Raw genomic sequence first — 6,380 nt, 5'->3', positions numbered from 1 at the left:
ATTGAGGAATATGAACAAGCATTAGAATATGTAGAAGCTTCTCGCTCTCGTCGTTTAGTAGAATTAATGATGATAAACGACATTGATAAAAATGAGGAAAAGCCAGAAGAAGTAGAAGAATATTATGATTTACAAAAACAAATAAATCAGCTCAATTTTGATACTACTAGAATTAATAAGCCAATTACAGTGGGAAGTAGGTTTAGCATCAAAGAAATTAAATCAGAAAATCAAGAAAAGATTTATTTATTAAAAGAAAAACAGCAAAAAAATTGGCAAAAAATTTGGAATAGCGATCGCATACTAGCGGAACAGTTACAAGTTACATATCTGAGTTTTTCAGATATTCAGCAGTTAGTAAAAAATGGACAAACTGCCATTATAGATTTTTATTCAACCAGAAATAATACCTATATATTCCTTCTGACTCAGCAGCAACTTACTGTTCATATTTGTCAAGGAGAAGGAATTGATAAATTACAAACTTGGATAAATGATAATTGGTTAAAACTCCATGCAGAAAATAGTAGTGAATGGCAGAATAAAATGGAGGCTTTTCTTTCAGAATTATCAGAAAAATTAGAATTTAATCAACTGATAGAACAACTGAATGACATAAAAGAATTAATTATTATTCCCCATTTATATCTACATCAAATACCTTACGCTGCTTTACCAGTTACTAGAGAAACAGAAACAAAGTATTTGTGTGATTATTTCCGTTTAAGAATTTTACCTAGTTGTCACATTCTCAATTATTGCTCAGAGCGAACGTTCATTAATAATCCCCGTAAAATAGGAATTGTGGAAACTCCTATAACAAATAAATTTTATACAAGATATGAATGTGAAACTCTAGCAAATATGTACTTAATTTCTCCTCAAAAACGTCTGCAATATAGTCAGGCAAAAGTTAATAATTACCATAATTTTATTCAGCAACTACAAGTGCTGCATTCCAGTCACATTTCTCAAGTAAATATTGTCAACCCCTTAGCATCAAAACTAGAATTATTTGATGGAGATATAGTTCTTAGTGAAGTTTTTGCTTGGCGTTTACCAGAATTATTTGATGTATTTCTTTCCCGTTGCGAAATTAATCTCAATCAAACTAAAATTTATGACGAAATTCTCACATTTGCTAGTGCTTTTATTAGTGCAGGTGCCCGTCATGTAATTAGTTCACTATGGTTAGTAGAGGATTTAGCTACAGCATTATTTTGCATTTTCTACTATCAACATCGCCAAAAATATAGCCATTTGGAAGCATTTAAAAAAGCACAAAATCAACTTCGTTATTTAACAGGAACTCAGCTTAGTAGTTATAAGAAACAGCTAGAAGCATATCTAGAACAATACATGAAACACGAAAATTCAGAAAAAATACAACAAAAAAAAGAACTCTTATCATGGTTTTGTCAACAGAGTCTTCCATTTACTCATCCTTACTACTGGGCAGGTTTTATTTCTCAAGGTATTTCTTGAAGAAGGCATAAGGCATAAGGCATAAGGAAAAATTGCTTATGGTATAGTCTTCGACATGCCACTTCATGTCTTATACCAATTTGAAAAAAGAATGCTATGCTTAAGTGATACTTCAACTATTCTTCAACTATTAAATAATTAACACAGGCTGAATAAATTTTTTGATAATCAGCACGCTAGTTATTACTAATTATTCTTATTTTTACCGAAAAATTGTGGGTATGCGCCTCCCCTTTTAAGAGGATAAAAAAATAGAATATTCCATATTTTAAGCCTCCTTATTACAAGGGCACTGATAACTGATAACTGATAACTGAAATTACTACTCCCCCGCTCAAGAAAATAATTAGGTTGTTATCCGTTGATAAAGAATAGCCTTACCTTGTCTTTTTCCAGAATCTTTCCACCCTCTTTGCTCCAGATCGCCCAATCTATTAAGAGTAGTTATATACGCAGGAGAACAACCTAAAACTTTCCCTAGTTCCCGCGCAGTTTTTAATTCTTCAACATCATCATTCAATAGGCTTTTTGTCATTTCTTTTTGATCGATAACTGTTGTTATTGATGATTGCTCATATTCATATTTATCTCTGAGTACCAGTTTTTCTTGTTCTGTACTGTGTAATTTATTCTTTTTTTTAGGAGTTACTAAATCTTCAGCATCATCTATTTCTTTAACTTCTTTAATCAATTTATTTTCTATATATTTGTCTATATAATTATCCAGTTTATTTCCAATATACTTTCCTATTTCTAAATTAATTTTAGTTTCCAAACTAAGTGATAAAATACCACGATAGCCATCTATTTCTTCTCCTAAATAAAGATCTATAAACAAATTTAAAACTTCAAGAGCTGTAGAATCATTATCCTTACATTTTACTTGGAAGCGTTGCCATTTATCACGAGCTAATTTTAAGTCGATATGAACTTTATCTTCTCTATCATTGCTATACATATTAACTAAATACCTAGATAAGGGACGAAATTCAGGCATACATTGCGCTTGAACGCCTAAAGCCATTTATCTACCACTTATGGTATTGTCTATAATTATAGACAAAAAGTCAAATATTTTTGGCAATTCTATTAATAAGTAAAAAATTAATTAAACTCTAAGAGGTAATTGATAATTATCATCAATAATTCACTTAGTCTGAAAGTTTCAAATTATCAATATAAATAAAGGATACTAAATCAATGTTTAGTAATTTTTTATTGATTTTTCAGGAAAAATTATTGAGGAAATTTATCATTAAACTTACTAAAGAAAAAAAATAATAGAAAAAAGCTAAAATTTAAACGTTATCTAATTTAAAAATACACTTCCAGTTTCTTCAACTAACAAACTAGATTTATCCAAATTAAAATTATTAGTTTCAGTCATAGTTAACTTCAAAAGACCATTTTCAACTATAAACTGGGGTTGTATCAATAAAAAACCTCCCTGATCCCGATAAAAAGTAATATTGACAGGAACTTTTAATTTCCTTAAAATAACTTCAGACTTTCCTGACAATTGGCGCTGTGTAGTATCTCCAATTATCTCATAGGAAATTGTAGCAGCAGTATTATTTGCAAGTTTGATATTGACCAAACCATTTACAGGTTGAATAACTCCAATAGGTAATTGTCTTGCTCCAGGCAAAGGAGCTGTAGAATCATTCACAAATAATTGTTTTGAGGGTTGATTAGGTTGAGTTTGAATAGTATTTGATGGTGAAACAGTCGAAGGCGGTTTTTCTTGAGACGGGTTTTTTGAAGGTTGATTAGGCTGAGTTTGAACAGTATTTGATGGTGAAACAGTCGAAGGCGGTTTTTCTTGAGAAGGATATTGAGGTGATTGAGAATCAAAACGAGGCAACTGTGCTAGGCTAAGATTAGGTAAAGTTATACTTGATAAGAATACAATTATCAGCCAACAAATTTGCTTCTTTAGTCTAGTATTTATGCTGAATAACTGGTTCAGTAACTGCATAATTATTTGCCTAAATAATCTAAATATTTTGTTATTAGTTAAATACCTATTATTATATCAGGAAAATGTAAGAGTAAATGGTTTATGAAAAGTTACGATTGGATTGTAGTTGGGGGCGGAATAACAGGAGCAGCTCTCAGTTATGAATTGGCAAAAAAAGGTTTTACCGTACTCCTATTGGAAAAATACCCTACTTTAAAAAGTGCAACCCGCTATAGTTATGCTATTTTACCCTACTGGTCTGGTACTACAGATTTGACCAATCAACTTTTTCAGGAAGGAAAAGAACATCATCATTGCCTATCTGAAGAATTAGGAACAGATACCCAATTTAGAGAATTAGATTTATTGCTAACTATCGCCCTAGAAGATGACCCAGAAAAAATAGCTGCTACCTTAAACCACTACAATACTGTACCTCGCCTAATAAGTGTCCAAGAAGCCAGTGAAATGGAACCCTTGCTAAATAAAGAGGCGATCGCAGGAGCTTTAACTGTTCGTAGCGGTCATGTTTCTCCAGAAGAAATGACTTTAGCCTACTGTCAAGCATTTACCAGTTTAGGAGGTCAAGCTGAAACAACTCAAGTCACAGGGTTAGTCAAAACTGGCGAACGCATAACCGGAGTCTACACAACTACTCAAACTTATCACTCTGCCAATGTAGTAATTTGTGCAGGTGGAATTTCTCGTCACTTCCTAAAATCAGCAGGTATCCATGCTCGTGTTTATTTCACCCATGCTGAAATGCTAGAAACTCCTCCTACAGATGTGCAACTACATACTACCGTAATGCCAGCAGTACAAGAACGTTTTCAATGTGAAACTTCTGCAAGTAGAATTGAGCTTGAGAAAATGTGGCACGAACCCGATCGTGAATTTGTACCATTTAGCTTAGATGCTGGTGCAATTCAATTTAAAAACGGTAGCATTAAAATAGGTCAAATTTCCCGCGTACTTAGCAACCCCCACGCTAAAATTGATGCAACTAAAAGCGAAATTGCTATGCGAGCAGAGATAGGAAAAGTTTTACCTGCATTAGCAAATTTACCTGCAACCTGGCATCACTGCTTAATAGCATACAGTGCTGACGACTTACCCCTCATCGGAGCTATTCCTAATCAAGAAGGGATACATATTTTTTCTGGGTTTAGTAGTCCCTTTGCATTTGTACCTCCCCTAGCTAGAAGATTCGCTAATTATGTAGCTGGAGAAAATGATAAAATTATCCAGCAATTATCTCCTACTCGCTTTGTCTAACTAATTAATCCTCTTCATGATTATATCCTTAACCTAAACATTCCGTAATTATTTGTATTACATTGTAGTATAATGATAGATAAACAACCAAGAATAACTAAAAATCAAATATGCCATACGAAAAACTAAAACTATCAACCCCAAAACCTGTATTGTCTTGGGCAAATCATCCCCTAGAGCATCAAGAACATAAAATGGCCAAAAATGTAGCATCTTTGCCATTTGTCTTCAAGCACGTTGCCCTAATGCCAGACGTACATTTAGGCAAAGGAGCATTAGTAGGTTCTGTAATTGCCACAAAAGAAGCAATTATTCCTGCTGCTGTAGGCGTAGATATTGGTTGCGGAATGTGCGCAGTAAAAATGCCTTTTGTTGCCGATAAACTAGAAGGCAAACTCAAAAAAATCCGACAAGATATTGAAGCAGCCATTCCTGTAGGATTTTCTGACAACAAAGAAATCGAAAAATCTGTCACCAACTGGCAGCGCTGGAAAAACTTCAAAGAGTTACATCCAGGAGTAAAAAATCTAGAAAGTAAAGCCCTCAAACAAATGGGAACTCTTGGTGGAGGCAACCACTTCATCGAACTTTGTCTGGATACAGAAAACAATGTTTGGTTAATGTTGCATTCAGGTTCCCGTCACATTGGAAATAAATTAGCTCAATGTCATATTAACACTGCTAAAGAATTAGCAAAATTAGCAGATATGAAATTACCAGATTTAGATTTAGCCTACTTTGTCACTGGAACACCAGAATTTGCAGCTTACTGGCGCGATCTACAATGGGCACAAAATTATGCTCAATTTAATCGAGATGTAATGATGGCTCGTTTTAAGCGAATTGTTGAAAAGCATTTAGTGGGAGGTAAACCAACAAAACCACTATTAAATGTGAACTGTCATCACAATTATGCAGAGAAAGAAGTACATTTTGGCGAGGAAGTTTATGTAACTCGTAAAGGTGCTGTGCGAGCACAAGAAGAAGATTATGGAATTATACCTGGCTCAATGGGAGCAAAATCCTTCATTGTCAAAGGCAAAGGAAACCATGAAAGTTATTGTAGCTGTAGTCATGGCGCAGGCAGATTAATGTCTCGAACTAAAGCTAAAAAGAGTTTTTCTGTTGATGACTTGGTGAAACAAACTGAAGGAGTAGAATGTCGGAAAGATGGTGGTGTGATTGACGAAATTCCTGGTGCTTATAAATCCATTGAAGAAGTAATAAATCAGCAAACGGATCTAGTAGAAGTTGTGGCAACTCTTAAACAAGTTGTCTGTGTAAAGGGGTAATTTTTCTATATTTGTTTGCTTGTCTACAAAAAAACCAAATAGCCTGTTTCTCAGATTTTGGAAACAGGCTTTAATCAATAATAATTTTGGCATGAAGCTACGATTTTAATCCTCTACTACCAAAAATAACAAAACACCTTTCCCATATATCAGAAAGATGCTTCATTAAATATTATCCTGGCATCGAGCTATTTTCACATGGGGCGACCCCCAAAGTATCTTCGCCAGCACTACGTTTCACTACCGAGTTCGAGATGGATCGGAGTGGGTCCATAGCCTCATAGACACCAGGAATGACTAGAAACAAAGAAGACTGCATAGTCAGAAGTAAAGAGTGAATGAATGAGGTCAAGTCCTCGGTCTGTTAG

Annotated in this window: 5 protein-coding genes and 1 rRNA gene; 3 read left to right on the top strand and 3 right to left on the bottom strand. The window is 34.1% G+C overall.

The window, feature by feature from the left end:
- Positions 1-1,485: CHAT domain-containing protein (locus AC3DU7_RS12905; RefSeq protein WP_488039745.1), on the top strand; the 1,485-nt coding region annotated here is incomplete at its 5' end.
- Positions 1,486-1,831: 346 nt separating this feature from the next.
- Here AC3DU7_RS12905 and AC3DU7_RS12900 read toward each other — a convergent pair.
- Positions 1,832-2,509, bottom strand: coding sequence for a hypothetical protein (locus AC3DU7_RS12900; RefSeq protein ID WP_488039744.1), 678 nt, complete (start codon positions 2,507-2,509; stop codon positions 1,832-1,834).
- A 285-nt stretch (positions 2,510-2,794) separates the two neighbouring features.
- Complete coding sequence (locus AC3DU7_RS12895) at positions 2,795-3,463, bottom strand: hypothetical protein (RefSeq protein WP_488039743.1); 669 nt, start codon at positions 3,461-3,463, stop codon at positions 2,795-2,797.
- Positions 3,464-3,547: 84 nt separating this feature from the next.
- Between AC3DU7_RS12895 and AC3DU7_RS12890 the strand changes: the two genes are divergently transcribed.
- Complete coding sequence (locus tag AC3DU7_RS12890; RefSeq protein ID WP_488039742.1) at positions 3,548-4,720, top strand: NAD(P)/FAD-dependent oxidoreductase; 1,173 nt, start codon at positions 3,548-3,550, stop codon at positions 4,718-4,720.
- A 110-nt stretch (positions 4,721-4,830) separates the two neighbouring features.
- Positions 4,831-6,012, top strand: coding sequence for an RtcB family protein (locus tag AC3DU7_RS12885; RefSeq protein WP_488039741.1), 1,182 nt, complete (start codon positions 4,831-4,833; stop codon positions 6,010-6,012).
- 175 nt (positions 6,013-6,187) lie between these two features.
- Here the strand turns inward: AC3DU7_RS12885 and rrf are convergent.
- Positions 6,188-6,304, bottom strand: a 5S ribosomal RNA gene (gene rrf / locus AC3DU7_RS12880).
- Positions 6,305-6,380: the final 76 nt, after the last annotated feature.

The sequence above is a fragment of the Okeania sp. genome, from assembly GCF_983059655.1.
Note: the sequence above shows the minus strand (reverse complement) of the source record. Positions and strands in the feature narration are given on the sequence as shown.